We start from the raw sequence: 13,326 nt of genomic DNA on the forward strand, positions 1-13,326 counted from the left end.
ACACCATTCGTGCGTAGAACGATGTTCGTCAACGAACAGTGTTCGAAAGTACGCCGCACGCCTCAGGGAGAGCGCCCGTGACCACTTCAACCAACACCTCGCCCGGCGAGGTGACCTCAGCCACCGGTACGCCGTACCGGTGGCGCTGGATCGTGCTCGGCACCGTGCTGGTCGCCGAGATCATGGATCTGGTCGACGCCACGATCGTGAACATCGCCGCGCCGTCGATCCAGGCCGACCTCGGCGGGTCGAACGCCGCGGTGCAGTGGATGCTGGCCGGGTACACGCTGGCGTTCGCGATCGGGCTGGTCAGCTTCGGCCGGCTCGGGGACCTGGTCGGGCGGCGCCGGCTGTTCGTGATCGGCGCGGTCGGCTTCACCGTCGCCTCCGCGCTCTGCGGGCTGGCCACCTCCCCCGAGCTGCTGATCGGCGGCCGGGTCGCGCAGGGTCTGCTCGGCGCGGTGATGATCCCGCAGGGCTTCGCGATCCTGAAGTCGGTGTTCCCGCCGGACGAGCTGGGCAAGGCGTTCGGGCTGTTCGGGCCGGTGATGGGTCTGTCCGCGGTCGCCGGGCCGGTGCTGGCCGGCGTACTGATCGACGCGAACTGGTTCGATGCCGGGTGGCGGATGATCTTCTGGATCAACGTGCCGATCGGGCTGGCGGCCGTCGTCGGGGCGCTGCGCTGGATGCCTGAGGTGAAGACGCCGGACGCGCGCGGTCTGGACCCGGCCGGCGTGATCCTGGTCAGCCTGGGCGCCGGGCTGCTGATCTACCCGCTGGTGCAGGGCCGCGAGCTGGGCTGGCCGTTGTGGAGCATCGCGATGATCGTCGCCGCTGCGCCGGTGTTCGCGCTGTTCGGCCGGCGGGAGCGCCGGTCGGGCAACCCGGTGATCGACCCGTCGCTGTTCCGCAGCCGCGGGTACGTCGCGGGGCTCGCGGTGATCAGCACGTTCTTCCTGGCGATGTCCGGTTTCACGCTGGTGCTCAACCTGTTCACCCAGCTCGGCCTGCACTACAGCCCGTTGAAGGCCGGCCTGGCGATGGTGCCGTTCTCGCTCGGGATCGCGATCGGCGCGGGACTGTCCGGCGGGTGGCTCGCGCCGAAGCTCGGCCGGATCGCCCTGCAGCTCGGCATCGGCGTGATGACGGCGGCGATGGTGTGGGTGTGGTTCACGCTGGTGCGCAACGGCGACGCGACCACGATCTGGGACCTGGTGCCGCCGCTGCTGGCGGTCGGGATCGGTTCGGGCATCGTGTTCGCGCCGCTGTTCGACATCATCCTGGCCTCGATCGACGACCGGGCGGCCGGGTCGGCGTCCGGCGTACTGACCGCGATGCAGCAGTTCGGCGGGGCGATCGGGGTCGCGGTGATCGGCACGATCTTCTTCCAGCTGCTGCCGTCGGCCGGCTTCCTGGACGCGGCGAAAACCAGCACGCTGGTCGCGACGGGCCTGTTCGTCGTGTCGCTGGCGCTGACCTGGCTGTTGCCCCGGCGGGCCCGCGCGGAGACCGGCGCCCACTGAGCCTGCGGACACGACGAAGCCCCCGGCACCATCAGGTGCCGGGGGCTTCGAAGGGGCTCAGTTGAACGAGTCGCCGCAGGCGCAGGAGCCGGTCGCGTTCGGGTTGTCGATCGTGAAGCCCTGCTTCTCGATCGTGTCCACGAAGTCGATCGACGCACCCTTGAGGTACGGCGCGCTCATCCGGTCGGTGACGACGCTCACACCGTCGAAGTCGGCGACCACGTCACCGTCGAGCTGACGCTCGTCGAAGAACAGCTGGTACCGCAGGCCGGAACAACCACCCGGCTGCACGGCGACACGCAGCGCGAGGTCGTCGCGACCCTCCTGGTCCAGCAGCGCCTTCACCTTGGCGGCGGCCCCGTCCGTCAACAGGATCCCCGTCGCGGCGGCGGTGGCCTGCTCGGTCTGCGCTTCAGTCATTCCTGACTCCAGTCATCATCGTGAGCGCTCGACTGCGAGTGGGCAGCCAGTCGGGCGCGAAAGTTCTGCTGTCAACACGGGCCAACAGCTGCCGGCCCGTCTTCATTCCCATGGTCGCACACCAATTTCGCAGATCAACATCCGTGCCTGCGGCGTGGTCAGCGCGCCCAGGTCCGGGCCACGCGCTCGGCGACCGCGGCCAGCGAGCCGTGCGGATCGGCGAAGGCCTGCTCCTCGCCCACCGCGTCGACCAGCGAGTACGCCGACTCGACGCCCATCGTGCGCATCTCGCGGGCGCCGATCAGGACCTTGCCGGCCAGCACCACGCAGGGCCGCATCGCGTCGTTCGCGACCTTCGCCACGCCGGCGATCACCTTGCCGTCGCGGGACTGGAAGTCGAACGCGCCCTCGCCGGACAGCACCAGGTCGACCCGCCCGGCCTTCTCCTTCAGCCCGGTCAGCTCGGCCACCAGATCGATGCCCGAGACGCGCTCGGCACCGAGCAGGAGCAGCGCGTAGCCCAGTCCCCCGGCCGCGCCCGCGCCCTTCTTGTCGGCCGTCTTGCGGTCGGCGAGCTCGGCGAAGTGGGTCAGCCAGCCGTCCACGACCGGCTTGCGGTCGTCGGTGACGCCCTTCTGGCTGCCGAACACGTTGGTCGCGCCGCGCAGACCGAGCATCGGGTTCTCCACGTCGCTCGCGGCGACGAACTCGACGCCCGCCATCCGGCTCCGGGCCGGCTCCAGGTCGACCCCGGTCAGCCCGGCCAGACCTGCCGCACCCGCGTCGAGGCTGCCGCCTGTGCCGGTCGCGCCGAGGGCCGCGAGCAGGCCCGCGCCCGCGTCGTTCGTACCGGACCCGCCGAGCCCGAGGATGATCCGCTTCGCCCCGGCGTCCACCGCGGCCGCGATCAGCTGGCCGACGCCGTACGTCGTACCGTCCTCAGGCCGCCGGTCCGCCGGCTCGACCAGGTGCAGCCCGCACGCCTGCGCGGTCTCCACGTACGCCGTCTCGCCGGCCACCAGCACCGTCGCGGGGACCTCACCGCCGAGCGGTCCGCGTACGGTCACCGACAGCAAGTCGCCGTCGACAACAGCCGCCAGGACGTCGATGAACCCCGGCCCACCGTCGGCCATCGGCGCCACCAGCACCTCGGCCTCCGGGTCCCGCCGACGCCACCCCTCCTCGATCGCGGCCGCAGCCTCGACCGCCGTCAGCGTCCCAGCGAACTTGTCCGGAGCAATCAGCACGCGCATGGGCCCATCCTCGCAAACCGGTGGCCTGTGGTGCGCCACCGCAGCCCACCCACCGGACGCGGGAGTCGGAACCGCGCCGGCGGCCGATGTGCTGCGGCCTCTGCCCGGTCGGCCCGCGGGGCCGTCGTCGCGGGCGCCCACCCGGTAGCCTGCGCCCGGTGCATCCGAGTGTCGACGAGGCGATCGCGATCCAGGAGCGGCTTCGCGCTCAGGTCGACGCCGTCGGGCCGGGCCCGCAGCACCCGCGGTACGTCGCCGGGCTGGACGTCGCGTACGACGGCGACGAGTACGCCGCGGCGGTGGTGGTGCTGGAGGTCCTCGGACGGGGTGACCGGGGATCGGCGGACCCAGGATCGGCCGACCCCCGACCGGTCGAGCTCCGGGAAGTCGATCGCGCGGTTGTGCGCGGCCGGACCAGCTTTCCCTACGTCCCAGGGCTCTTCGCGTTCCGGGAAGTTCCTGGACTGCTGGCCGCGCTCGACCGGCTTCAAGTGACCCCCGACCTGCTGGTTTGTGACGGCCAAGGCCTCGCGCATCCCCGGCGATTCGGCCTCGCGTGTCACCTCGGCGTGGTGACCGGACTCCCGAGCATCGGAGTCGCCAAGACCGCCTTCGTCGGCGACTGGGACGAACCAGGTCCGCTGCGCGGGAACGCGAGCGACTTGGTGCTCGACGGTGACGTCGTCGGCAAGGTCCTGCGCACGCAGAACAAAACCAAACCGGTGTTCGTCTCGGTCGGGCACCGGGTCTCCCTGGCGACGGCGGTGGAGCGGGTGCTGGAGCTGGCGCCGCGGTACCGGCTCCCGGAGACGACGCGGGCGGCCGACCGGGCGTGCCGGGACGGACTGGTGGCGCGATGACCAGCACCCGCGAGTCTGGAGACCACTACGCCAGGTACGCGGTGACGGCGTTCGCCGCCCGCCGGCCAGAGACTAGGGCACCCTGCAGCGAGGCGGTGTCCCGGTGGTCGCCCGCGACGAAGCGCCCCTCGCCGAGGTCGACCGGGTGCCGGACGTCGAGCGGCGGCGGCTGGTGCGGCAGGGCTTCCGCGATGTCGTGCCGTACGACGAGCTCCCACGCGCCGGCCGATCGCCCGTACATCCGGGTCAGCTGGATCCGCACGTCACTCTCGACCGCCTCGGCCGGCCAGAGCGTGGTCGCCTGGATCAGATGCCGGCCCGGCGGCGCGTACGACGGCGCGACGTTCGACATCACGGCGGTGTTGACCACCGGCCCGTCCCGCCGGCCGTCGACCACCAGCAGCTTGTCGGTGCGCGGTGGCTCGTCGGTCGCGTACCAGTACGTGCTCAGCCCTTTCATCCGCGGCGCCCGCACCCGCACGAGGTCGGCCGCCGACGACGGATCCGTGGCCACCACCACGGCCCTGGCCCGCAGCTCGCCCTCGCCGGTCCCGACCACCACTTCCCCGTCGACCGGCCGGACCGCCGTCGCTCCGACTCCCAGCCGCACCGAGTCCCGAAGCCGCCCCGCCAGCTGCTCGGGCAACGCCCGCATCCCGCCCCCAGGCAGTGCCGGTGTCCCGAGCAGGAAGCTCCGCACCAGCAGCCGCACGAATGCCGCCGAACTCGACCCGTCGTCCTCCGCCAGCACCCCGGCAAGGAACGGCTCGAGGATCTCCCGCCGTACCCGTCCCTCCACACCCGCCCGGTCGAACGACTCCCGCAGCGTCAGATCTCCTCGCTCCGCGTCGGCGAGCAGGCGGTGGACCGGCCCGAGCGCCGGCGCGGCCCAGGCAGCGAGCCGGGTCAACTCCTTGGGCTGCACATAGCCGCTCGCCAGCGACCGGCCGATCAGGCCCGGGCTACGTCGCGGATCCGCGACGACCGTCGTACCGGCAGCACCCGCCACCGCGACTCCTGCGGCGAACGAATGGAGGTCGAGCGCGGCCAGGTCGACGTACCGGCGTACGGCGGGATAGGCGGGGTTGAGCAGCTGGAAGCCGCGATCGCAGAGGTAGCCGTCGATGGCGTCTGTGCGCACCCGCCCGCCGACCGCGTCGCCGGCCTCCAGCACCGTGACTTCCAATCCGCACTGCTGCAGCGTGAGGGCGCAGTTCAGCCCGGCGAGTCCGGCTCCGACGACGATGACGTCTGCCATCTCCCGATGCTTGCACAGGCGACCACCAGGCGCGGGGAGGTTCGCGGGTTTCGCATTCTGGGCAGTGACGTGGACCACGCGGTCCGGCGGCCCAAGCGTGCGACGATGTTGACGTGACGACGATTGCCGAAGGCGCGAAATCTCTTCCGCTGCTGTTCCTGGGCCGCGACACCGACCCGCACTCCGAGCGTGGGGTCGAGTGCCCGGGGGCGCTGCCGCCGGCCTCCGACCCGGACCTGGTCGAGCGGGCGCAGAAGGCCAAGGCCGCGCTCGGTGACCAGGTGTTCGTGCTCGGTCACCACTACCAGCGCGACGAGGTGATCCAGTTCGCGGACGTCACCGGTGACTCGTTCAAGCTGGCCCGGGACGCGGCGAACCGGCCGGACGCGCCGTACATCGTGTTCTGCGGTGTGCACTTCATGGCCGAGTCCGCCGACATCCTCACCAACGACAACCAGACGGTGATCCTGCCCGACCTGGCGGCCGGCTGCTCGATGGCCGACATGGCCCGGATCCAGCAGGTCGAGGCGGCCTGGGACGCCCTGGCCGACGCCGGCGTCGCGGACGTCACCGTGCCGGTCACCTACATGAACTCCAGCGCCGACATCAAGGCGTTCTGCGGCCGCAACGGCGGCGCGGTCTGTACGTCGAGCAACGCCGACGTGGCGCTCGACTGGGCCTTCCAGCAGGGCGAAAAGGTGCTGTTTCTGCCCGACCAGCACCTCGGCCGCAACACCGCGGTGCTGAAGATGGGCATCAGCCTGGACGAGTGCGTCGTGTACGACCCGCACAAGCCGGGCGGCGGCCTGACCAAGCAGCAGCTCGCCGACGCGAAGATGATCCTGTGGCGCGGGCACTGCTCGGTGCACGGCCGGTTCACGCCCGAGTCCGTCGACGACGTCCGTGCGCGGGTCCCCGGGGTGAAGGTCCTGGTCCACCCCGAGTGCCGCCACGAGGTCGTCACCAAGGCCGACCTGGTCGGATCGACCGAGTACATCATCAAGGTCCTGGACGAGGCCGAGCCCGGTACGTCGTGGGCGGTCGGCACCGAGCTGAACCTGGTCCAGCGGCTGGCCAAGCAGCACGCCGACAAGAACATCGTCTTCCTCGACAAGACCGTCTGCTACTGCGCGACGATGAACCGCATCGACCTGCCGCACTTCGTCTGGACCCTGGAGAACCTGGTCGCCGGCCACGTCGTCAACCCGATCAAGGTCGACGCCGACACCGAGCACTACGCCAAGATCGCGCTCGACCGCATGCTCGCCCTGCCGGGCAAAACCGCGCGCGACTGAGGAACTCCGCCGATACGATCGCAGCGTGAGCGACTCCTCGTACCACCTGGTGGCGACCGGGACCGACCTGCTCGACGCGGTCGGCCCGGTCGACCGCCTGCTCGCGCTCAACGGCGCGGACCAGGTGCTGGTCGACGTCGAGTGCGAGACCGACACCCACGCGCTCGCGCAGTGGTTGTCTGTGGCAACTGCCGACCGCACGGCGGCCGAGATGCTGTTGCCTCCGGCAACCGCAGTGGAGATCGAGCACCTGCTGGTCGCCGACGGACGGTCGCGCGCCGGTGTGGACGGTCCCGACGGGGTTCACCTCTGGGTACACCCGACCGACACGGCCGCGCTCGACCGACTCTCCACGCTGCCACCCTTTCCCGTCCGCGTGTACGTCACAGAGCTGCCGCCGAGCGACTTCTCCTGGGACCTGATCCCACCCGCGCCCGCGCGGACGTTGGTGTACTGGACCGACTGCTGGTGGCCGCCCGCTCCGGGCTTCCGGGGCGAGTCCAAGCACGCCGGAGTCGCCTTGGCCGTCAACGCCTCGACGCTCTGGGACCTCTACCCCGGACCGACCGGCTTCCGGGCGTACGTCGAGACTCGGCGGGACGACGTCGAACTCGCCCGCCGACTCGCCGCGGCCGCCGGGCTCGCGGTCATGGCCGAGCCGGAGTCCCTCTGACGCTCAGGGGTTGGTGACCCGCGCGTCGGCGTACCAACGGGCGAGCAGCGCAGGCAGGCGGTCCGGTCCCCAGCGGTCGACCGGGGTGATCCGGCCCTTCAGCGACGCGAGGCCCTTGGCGAGTCCGCCGACGACATCCCCACGCCAGTCGACGACGACGCCTTCGTCAGGGCCGACGATGACGGACGGGCCGCCGCGGTCGACGCAGACGACCGGGCAGCCGCTGGCGAGGGCTTCGGTGACGGCCCAGCCGGCGGCCTCGCGCAGAGCGGGAGCCAGCAGGGCGTCGGCGCGCAGCAGCGCGGCCAGGACGTCTTCTCGCGGAAGCTGACCGGTGAACTCGACGCGGTCGCGGACGCCCAGCTGCTCGGCGAGGCGTTCGGCGCGGCGCCAGTCGGGGCCGTCGCCGACGACCCGGAGCTCCCAGCCCGCCGCCTCGGGTCGCGCCAGCGCGCTGATCGCGAGCAGCAAGCCCTTCCACGGGATCAGCCGGCCGACGAACAGCGCCGTCTTCACCCCGGGCCCACCGAACGGCTCGTACGGGCCGGAGGCACTGGCGAAGCGCCGGATCGCGACGTTCGGCTGGACGACGATCTCGTGGGCGTGCGGACCGAAGACCTCGGCCACGTCGTTGTTCTGGGCAACGACCAGGTCGGCCTGCTGCGCCAGCTGCCGGCCGATCAGTCGCCGGGCGACCCCGGTCCACGCGCGCCGGACCAGCTCCCCGATCAGACCTTTGGCGCCCAGCCAGTGCGCCATCGACAACGGCACGGCGGTCGATCCACCGATCGGCCCCCAGATCACCTTCGCCGTCGTCCGCCGCACGACGCCCGCCGGCATCCAGTCGACCGCGAACGTGAGGTGGTGGATGACGTCGAAGGACTGCTCGCGGTGCAGCCGCTCCGCCGTCCGCCCGGCCTTGCGCTGCCACAGCGGGTAGTACCAGTACACGTCCGCGGGCCGCCGCCGCAGTTTGAGCAGGAACTTCGACAGCTCCAGCGGTACGACGGTCAGCCCCGGCACCGGCCGGACCGCCAGCTCCTCGGCGATCTCGTGCGCGAACTTGCCGCGGGTCAGCAGCCAGACGTCATGGTCCTGCGCGGCCGCCTTGGCCCACGCCCAGCCCGCGCCCGGCTCCGACCCGCCCTTGGGCCGGCAGGCGTACGCGCTGACCAGGATCTTTCGCCGCGCCGGGCGGCCACCGGCCGGGACCGGATCCGTCCCGGTGCCACTTGCGGGATTCGTCGCCGGATCGGTCACAGCGTCCCCTCCAGCAGTCTGCGCAGGTCCGTGCTGGAGGTCGACGCGGTGTACGGGAAGTAGTGCACCCGGGCCCCGACCTCGCCGAGCAGCTTCTCCAGCCGCATCCCCTTCTCGGTGCCCTTCCAGTCGTCACCCTTGAACAGCACGTCGTAGCGCAACTGCTTCCACATCTCGAACTTGTCGCTGGACCAGTCCTCGACCACCTCGTCGACGATGCCGATCGCACGCACGACCTCCATCCGCTCGTCGTGCGGTACGACGGGCGGCCGGCCCTTGATCCGGGCCACGACGTCGTCCTCGACGACGCCCGCGATCAGGTGGTCGCAGTGCTCCCGGGCCCGGCGCAGGATGTTCAGGTGCCCGATGTGGAACATGTCGTAGACGCCCGGGGCGTAGCCGACGACACCCATCAGCCCTGCACCCGCGCGGCCGGGGCCGGCTGCAGCGCCGCCATCTCCCGGTACCACTTCGCGATCGCGGCCAGCAGGAACAGCAGGTTCGCCAGCAGCATCAGCCCGTACAGAGCGGTGAACAGTGTGGGCCGGCCGAAGGTGAGGAAGACCAGGCAGAGGATCCCGTAGTCGGTCGGTGCGATCACCAGCGACTTCAGCACCGAGTCGCCGCGCGCGTTGGCGGTCGAGGCTCCGTGCCGGCGGCGCAGCTGGTCGATCAGGATCAGCCCGAAGAACATCACCGCCGACACGCACAGGTACGCCAGTGGGACCAGCAGGACGAGTTCGTTGCTGAAGGCATCGAAGCGGTAGAGCGAGATGAGCACCGCCGAGTGCAGCAGCGCGATCTTCACGCAGTCGATCATGTGGTCCAGCCACTCGCCGAGCGGCGAGCCACCGCCACGCAGCCGGGCCAGCTGGCCGTCGGCCGAGTCGAGCGCGTAGCCGAGCACCAGCAGCGCGGTGACCACCAGCGCCAGCGGCACGCTCGGCTCGATCGTCGCGATCAGCACGATGCCGATCAGCGAGCACAAGCCGCTGGTCAGGCTGACCTGGTTGGGCGTCCGGTTGAGCAGGAAGGCACCGGCGGCCAGGTAGCGGCCCAGCTTGCGGTTCACGAAGCGCGAGTACACCGGCGTACCGGCGGACGGCTTCTGTGCGCGCACGAGTTCGGCGACCACGTCGCCGTAGGACCGGCGGCTCATGCGACCGAACTGCGCGACTGCCGCTGGTCGATCGCGGCGCGCAGGATCTGGCTGCGGGAAGCGCGACGGCTGGGCAGCTCGCTGATCAGATCGGCGGGAACCTCGTCCAGCTCGTCAGCGGCCAGCACTCCGTCGGTCCCGTCAGCGGCGAACACGGTCCCTACCCCCAGGACTCCGGTCAGCCAGTCGGCCTCGACGCCGTTCACCACGACCACCTCGTCCACGCAGCGCAGCTGCTCGAGGATCTGCGCCCGCTCGACCACCGGCACGAACGGCCGTGCACCCCAGGCCTCCAGCGCCCAGTCGTCGGTGAGCACGCCGACCACGAGCCGGTCGCACTGCTGCCGGGCCTGTTCGAGCACGTCGAGATGACCGACGTGGAACAGGTCGAAGACCCCGGTCAGATAACCGATGCGTTGCGGCACCCTGCGCTCCCCCACTGAGCCTTCGCGGACTCTTCCCGCCGCCGGTTCCCGCCGGCGGTCGACGTGACCCCCCACGCCTGCGCGCACTTTATACCGCGTGATCGGTTCCGGCCCAGGACCCGGGGCGCTCGGCGATCGCTGCTCCGGCAGGTACTCCTGGGGCAGGCGGCCGCTTCACTGGTCGGCCGCGTGCCGCGCGATCGCATCGGCGTAGATCCTCTCCGTGGCCGCCAGATCGCGCTCCGGGGTGAAGCGCTTCAGATAGACCTGGCGGGCCCGCTCGCCGCAGGTTACCGAAGTCACCGGATCAGTGACCAACCGCAATGCCGATCGCAACGAGACCGGATCACCCGGCTCGGCCAGCGCACCGGTCACGCCGTCCTCGACGAGCTCGGCCAGCGCGCCGATCCGGGACGCGACCACCGGCACGCCGTGCGCGAACGCCTCCACCACGACGAGCCCGAAGGTCTCGTACGACCGTGCCGGTACGACGACGGCGCGCGCGGTGCGGACGACGTCCATGCTTTCGGCCCACGGCAACGCCCCGAGCACCCGCACGGACGGATCGACCGCGGCGCGGGCGTCGGCCGCCGCGCGCAACGGCCCGTCGCCGACGACGACCAACTGCCCCAGGGAGGAGTCCCAGGCCTCGAGCAGATCGGCGAACCCCTTGTCCTCGGTGAGCCGGCCGAGAAAGACGACGGCCTCGCCGGGACCGGTCCGGACCTGCCCGGCGAACGCGACGGCATGCGGTTTGACGACGATCTTGTCCGCCGGGAATCCGCCGGCGACGTACCGGGAGCGGACGAACTCCGATGGCGCGATCAGCGTCGTGACGTACCGCTGCCAGGTGCGCAGGCCCTGGTGGGCGGTGATTCCGGCGACCAGCGGAAGACTCTGCACGGTCGACTCGCGGTAGCAGCCGTGCACCACCCCGCGCCACGGGATCTTGCCGACGCAGGACTCACACGGGCGCCCGTCGCGCTGCAGTACGGCGTTCGCGCACATCAGGCGGAAGTTGTGCAGGGTGGCGACGACCGGCAGGTCCGCCTTCCGGGTGGCGCGCAGTACCGACGGGCTCCACAACGGAAAGGTGTTGTGCACATGCACGATGTCCGGACGCCGTTGCTGTAAGCGGAACGTCAAATCGCGTTCGGCCGAAAATGACCAGACGGAGCGGAACGGTAACAGCGCGCGATCTTTGCCCGGCATCGTCGCGATCGTGTCGCTGTGCTGCTCGTACAGCTCGACGCTATGTCCTGAGCTACGCAGAAAATCAGCTGTTTGATCGACGACCGTGTTCTCGCCACTGGGTTGACCGGAACGATAACGGTTGTGCAACATGGCGACCCGCATGGCACCACCTTAGATGTGTCGCGGTGGTGACAACTGGTTCGTGGGGCCGCACCCGGGGGAAGTTGTACCGCGCGCCGATCACCCGGAGGGTGCTTTGAGAAGGACGTCGTCCAAGCGGCTGCTGCTCGCTGGTGTTGTCGCCACCGCCCTGGCTGCCGGTGCAGTCGCCTACCCCGTCGTCTCTCACCAGAAAAACGCGGCGACCGCGGGAAAGTTACGCGCCACCGACGAGAACGCCGGCGGCGGCACGGGAATCCTTCCCTCGCAGCGACCGACGCGGAAGCCGACCGCGGTTCCGCCCCCGCCCGCCACGACCCGGCCACCGGGCCCGGCGACCAGCCCGCCGCCGACCGTCGTACCGCCGACCAAGCCCACGCCGTCGGCCCCCGCCAGTACGCCGACGCCTTCGGAGCCCACGGCGACGACCACCGGCAAGCCCGTCCCGGTGCCCGGCGAGGACAGCGCCGGACCGGCGTTCGCGGGACCGTGCAGCGGCGTCACGATCGAGCCGGGCCAGGACGCCCAGTCGGTCGTCAACGCCCACCCGGCCGGTACGACGTTCTGCTTCGCGGCGGGGCTGCACCGGATCGGTCAGACGATCCGCCCGAAGGCCAACCAGACGATCGCCAGCGACGACCGCGCCGTGCTCACCGGCTCCGTGCCGCTGACCAGCTGGACCCGCTCGGGCGCGGTCTGGGTGACCCGCGGCGCGCTGCCGCCGGCGTACGGCAAGGCGGGGCAGTGCGAGGACAACACCGCGAACATCTGCAGCCTGCGTGAGCAGCTCTTCCTGGACGGCAAGCACCTGACCCGGGTCGCTTCGCAGAGCGCGGTCGAGGCCGGCACCTTCTACGCCGACTACGCCGCCGACGCGATCTATCTGGGCAGTGACCCGGCCGGCCGGTCGGTGGAAATGGCGAAGACCGCGACCGCGATCGAGTCGAACCAGCCCGGCGTGACCGTCCGCGGGCTGACCGTCGAGCACTTCGCGAGCGCGGCCCAGGCCGGCGCGCTGGTCTCCGGGCCGGGCTGGACGGTCCGCGCCAACGAGGTCCGCTGGAACAAGTCGGTCGGACTGATGCTGGTGAACGCCGACGACGCCCGGATCGAGCGCAACCTGGTGCACCACAACGGCCAGCTCGGCCTCGGCCAGTACAGCTCGGCGAACGCGAACGTCACCCGGAACGTGATCAGCCACAACAACACCGACGGCTTCTGGATCGCCGACTGGGAGTCCGGCGGGATGAAGTCGACCCGCTCGTCGGGCACCGTCAGCGGCAACCTGATCCAGGCCAACCTGGGCGTCGGGCTGTGGGCCGACGTCGCCGACGACGGCCGGCTGATCAGCGGCAACCGGATCGTCGGCAACGCCGCGGACGGGATCCGGTTCGAGATCAGCCGCAACGGCACGATCGAGCACAACACGATCACCGGCAACGGCTTCGGCACCGGCCGTGGCTCCGGGACGTCGCTGTGGGACGGCGGCGGCATCAACGTGAACACCTCGTCGAACGTGACGGTGCGCGGCAACACCGTGATCGGCAATGTGAACGGGATCGCGATCCAGTCCCGGACCCGGGGCGACGGTCCGTGGGGCCGGTACCTGCTGCGCGACGTGCACGTCACCGGGAACACCGTGGGCATGACCGGCGGCACGCAGGCGACCGGCATGGTGCAGAACTCCGGCGCCGAGGTACCGGCCGGCGAGCTGGTGTTCAGCGGGAACCGGTACCAGCTGGACCGGCTCGCCGCGCAGCGGTTCGGCCGGTTCGGCGCCAAGCTGACCGCCGAGGGCTGGCGCGCCGCCGGCCACGACACCGCGGGGAGCTTCCTGGCCGGCTGAC

General features: G+C 71.0%; 14 protein-coding genes. 5 read left to right on the forward strand and 9 right to left on the reverse strand.

Features of this window, described 5'->3' with window-relative positions:
• Positions 1 to 77: 77 nt before the first annotated feature.
• On the forward strand, positions 78 to 1,523 hold the full coding sequence (locus tag BWI15_RS25305; protein ID WP_077016923.1) for a DHA2 family efflux MFS transporter permease subunit: 1,446 nt from the start codon (positions 78 to 80) through the stop codon (positions 1,521 to 1,523).
• 57 nt (positions 1,524 to 1,580) lie between these two features.
• Here the strand turns inward: BWI15_RS25305 and erpA are convergent, their stop codons facing one another.
• Both erpA and BWI15_RS25315 read right to left on the reverse strand, forming a co-directional pair.
• Positions 1,581 to 1,943 (reverse strand): iron-sulfur cluster insertion protein ErpA, encoded by a 363-nt coding sequence (gene erpA / locus BWI15_RS25310; RefSeq protein WP_077016924.1) that lies wholly within the window; start codon positions 1,941 to 1,943, stop codon positions 1,581 to 1,583.
• A gap of 158 nt (positions 1,944 to 2,101) precedes the next feature.
• The gene (locus BWI15_RS25315; protein WP_077016925.1) at positions 2,102 to 3,196 is read right to left on the reverse strand and encodes a glycerate kinase family protein; all 1,095 of its coding nucleotides are present in this window, start codon (positions 3,194 to 3,196) and stop codon (positions 2,102 to 2,104) included.
• A 158-nt stretch (positions 3,197 to 3,354) separates the two neighbouring features.
• Between BWI15_RS25315 and BWI15_RS25320 the strand changes: the two genes are divergently transcribed.
• Entirely contained in the window at positions 3,355 to 4,056 is a 702-nt protein-coding gene (locus BWI15_RS25320) for an endonuclease V (RefSeq protein ID WP_237771453.1), read from the forward strand.
• A 25-nt stretch (positions 4,057 to 4,081) separates the two neighbouring features.
• Here the strand turns inward: BWI15_RS25320 and BWI15_RS25325 are convergent, their stop codons facing one another.
• Positions 4,082 to 5,314, reverse strand: a complete 1,233-nt coding sequence (locus BWI15_RS25325) for an NAD(P)/FAD-dependent oxidoreductase (RefSeq protein WP_077016926.1) — start codon at positions 5,312 to 5,314, stop codon at positions 4,082 to 4,084.
• Between the two features lie 113 nt (positions 5,315 to 5,427).
• Between BWI15_RS25325 and nadA the strand changes: the two genes are divergently transcribed.
• Both nadA and BWI15_RS25335 read left to right on the forward strand, forming a co-directional pair.
• Positions 5,428 to 6,609 (forward strand): quinolinate synthase NadA, encoded by a 1,182-nt coding sequence (nadA, locus tag BWI15_RS25330; RefSeq protein WP_077016927.1) that lies wholly within the window; start codon positions 5,428 to 5,430, stop codon positions 6,607 to 6,609.
• 25 nt (positions 6,610 to 6,634) lie between these two features.
• Positions 6,635 to 7,282 carry a hypothetical protein gene (locus BWI15_RS25335; RefSeq protein WP_077016928.1) on the forward strand — a complete coding sequence of 216 codons (648 nt, stop codon included), beginning with the start codon at positions 6,635 to 6,637 and terminating at the stop codon, positions 7,280 to 7,282.
• A gap of 3 nt (positions 7,283 to 7,285) precedes the next feature.
• Here BWI15_RS25335 and BWI15_RS25340 read toward each other — a convergent pair whose 3' ends face one another.
• The 6 genes from BWI15_RS25340 to BWI15_RS25365 all read right to left on the reverse strand — a co-directional run bounded on the left by BWI15_RS25340 (position 7,286) and on the right by BWI15_RS25365 (position 11,911).
• Entirely contained in the window at positions 7,286 to 8,542 is a 1,257-nt protein-coding gene (locus BWI15_RS25340; RefSeq protein ID WP_083750996.1) for a glycosyltransferase, read from the reverse strand.
• Positions 8,539 to 8,955 carry an adenylyltransferase/cytidyltransferase family protein gene (locus tag BWI15_RS25345; RefSeq protein WP_077016929.1) on the reverse strand — a complete coding sequence of 139 codons (417 nt, stop codon included), beginning with the start codon at positions 8,953 to 8,955 and terminating at the stop codon, positions 8,539 to 8,541. The genes BWI15_RS25340 and BWI15_RS25345 overlap by 4 nt, the downstream gene beginning before the upstream one ends.
• The gene (locus BWI15_RS25350) at positions 8,955 to 9,701 is read right to left on the reverse strand and encodes a CDP-alcohol phosphatidyltransferase family protein (protein ID WP_077016930.1); all 747 of its coding nucleotides are present in this window, start codon (positions 9,699 to 9,701) and stop codon (positions 8,955 to 8,957) included. The genes BWI15_RS25345 and BWI15_RS25350 overlap by 1 nt, the downstream gene beginning before the upstream one ends.
• Complete coding sequence (locus tag BWI15_RS25355; protein ID WP_083750997.1) at positions 9,698 to 10,126, reverse strand: adenylyltransferase/cytidyltransferase family protein; 429 nt, start codon at positions 10,124 to 10,126, stop codon at positions 9,698 to 9,700. The genes BWI15_RS25350 and BWI15_RS25355 overlap by 4 nt, the downstream gene beginning before the upstream one ends.
• Before the next feature lie 174 nt (positions 10,127 to 10,300).
• Positions 10,301 to 11,482 (reverse strand): glycosyltransferase family 4 protein, encoded by a 1,182-nt coding sequence (locus BWI15_RS25360; RefSeq protein WP_077016932.1) that lies wholly within the window; start codon positions 11,480 to 11,482, stop codon positions 10,301 to 10,303.
• Positions 11,483 to 11,665: 183 nt separating this feature from the next.
• Complete coding sequence (locus BWI15_RS25365) at positions 11,666 to 11,911, reverse strand: hypothetical protein (protein ID WP_077016933.1); 246 nt, start codon at positions 11,909 to 11,911, stop codon at positions 11,666 to 11,668.
• A gap of 16 nt (positions 11,912 to 11,927) precedes the next feature.
• Here BWI15_RS25365 and BWI15_RS25370 point away from each other — a divergent pair, with 16 nt between their 5' ends.
• The gene (locus tag BWI15_RS25370) at positions 11,928 to 13,325 is read left to right on the forward strand and encodes a right-handed parallel beta-helix repeat-containing protein (RefSeq protein WP_237771454.1); all 1,398 of its coding nucleotides are present in this window, start codon (positions 11,928 to 11,930) and stop codon (positions 13,323 to 13,325) included.
• Position 13,326 lies beyond the last annotated feature (1 nt).

Origin of the sequence: Kribbella sp. ALI-6-A, assembly GCF_001984195.1 — a bacterium.
Classification (GTDB): domain Bacteria; phylum Actinomycetota; class Actinomycetes; order Propionibacteriales; family Kribbellaceae; genus Kribbella.

Bases quoted from the DNA above. Each gene is read 5' to 3' on its own strand.
- erpA (WP_077016924.1), bottom strand. From the start codon at position 1,943: ATGACTGAAGCGCAGACCGAGCAGGCCACCGCCGCCGCGACGGGGATC.
- BWI15_RS25315 (WP_077016925.1), bottom strand. From the start codon at position 3,196: ATGCGCGTGCTGATTGCTCCGGACAAGTTCGCTGGGACGCTGACGGCG.
- BWI15_RS25325 (WP_077016926.1), bottom strand. From the start codon at position 5,314: ATGGCAGACGTCATCGTCGTCGGAGCCGGACTCGCCGGGCTGAACTGC.
- BWI15_RS25345 (WP_077016929.1), bottom strand. From the start codon at position 8,955: ATGGGTGTCGTCGGCTACGCCCCGGGCGTCTACGACATGTTCCACATC.
- BWI15_RS25350 (WP_077016930.1), bottom strand. From the start codon at position 9,701: ATGAGCCGCCGGTCCTACGGCGACGTGGTCGCCGAACTCGTGCGCGCA.
- BWI15_RS25360 (WP_077016932.1), bottom strand. From the start codon at position 11,482: ATGCGGGTCGCCATGTTGCACAACCGTTATCGTTCCGGTCAACCCAGT.